Annotated in this window: 1 protein-coding gene; it reads right to left on the bottom strand. The window is 59.9% G+C overall.

Going from position 1 to position 1,213, the window contains the following annotated elements:
* Positions 1-1,004 (bottom strand): IS21 family transposase (istA, locus tag DTW90_RS36940; RefSeq protein WP_188080201.1); only part of this gene is annotated, 1,004 nt, incomplete at its 3' end.
* Positions 1,005-1,213: the final 209 nt, after the last annotated feature.

Consider the following 1,213-nt stretch of genomic DNA (forward strand, 5'->3'; position numbering starts at 1 on the left):
AACCTGTGGCCGATCAGGCGGGATGGCACGGTGTAGAAGACCTTGCGCAAGGTGAAGCCGCCCGTCCGGGACACCGTGACGACAATCTCTTCGAAGTCCGTGGTCCGGCGCTCGGGCAGCGCCTGCAGATGAGATCGTTCTGCATCAATGCGCTTGCCATGGGCAGCGTTGCGACGGCTGACGATCTCGTCGACAAAGGCGCGGTAAGAACTGAGGTCGTCGAATTCCTTGGTCCCCCGCATCAGAAGGGCATCATGAACAGCGTTCTTGAGATGGCCATGGGAGCTTTCGATCGAGCCGTTCTCATGCGCGACGCCTTTGTTGTTGCGCGTCGGCGTCATTCGATAATGGGAGCAAAGCTGATCGTATCGGTGGGTGAGATCGACCTTGGCATCGGCGTCGAGGTTGCGGAATGCCGCCGACAGGCTGTCGCTCCGATGATAGAGCGGCGTACCGCCCACGGACCACAGGGCATTTTGAAGCCCTTCAGCCAGCGCGACAAAGCTTTCGCCGCCGAGAATGACATGAGCGTGTTCGAAGCCCGACCAGACAAGCCGGAAGTGATAGAACAGGTGATCAAGCGGCTGGCCGGCGATGGTCACACCAAGACAGCTGGCGTCGGTAAAATCCGAAAGGCCCAGCCGGCCTGGCTCGTGCATCTGGCGGAAGATGACCTCCTGCGCTTCGCCATGGACAGCACGCCACGACCGGATGCGTCGTTCAAGCGTGCGGCGGATACCTTCAGAGAGTTCTGGATGTCGGCGCAGCATCTCGTTGTAGACAGCGACGGCACGGATACCGGGTGCGGCCTTCAGGAGCGGGACGACTTCGGTCTCGAATATCGGCTCTAAGGGATCAGGGCGGCGGCGTCCGCGCGGCGCTTTGCTCTGAGATGGCAGTTGTACCTCCTTGTCGAGGCGGTATGCCGTGGCTCGGCTGATCGACGCTTTTGACGCGGCGACCTCTACGGAATGCGTTTGTCGGTACTTCATGAAGAGTCTCATCTGATGATCGGTTACATGGCGACCCGGCACAAACTGGTTCTCCAATCCAGAAAACCGCAAATGTACCGAACCGACCGCGATCATGAGACGCCGAAAATCTGCGCCGCGCCGGGGTATGACTACGATCGGGCTACGCCCTCACTCCGTCACACCCCGGCGCGAGTCTCATCCTGATTGACGCTGAATCTCACTTAGATTGCCGCTACGCA

Source organism: Neorhizobium sp. P12A, assembly GCF_008365395.1.
Taxonomy (GTDB): domain Bacteria; phylum Pseudomonadota; class Alphaproteobacteria; order Rhizobiales; family Rhizobiaceae; genus Rhizobium.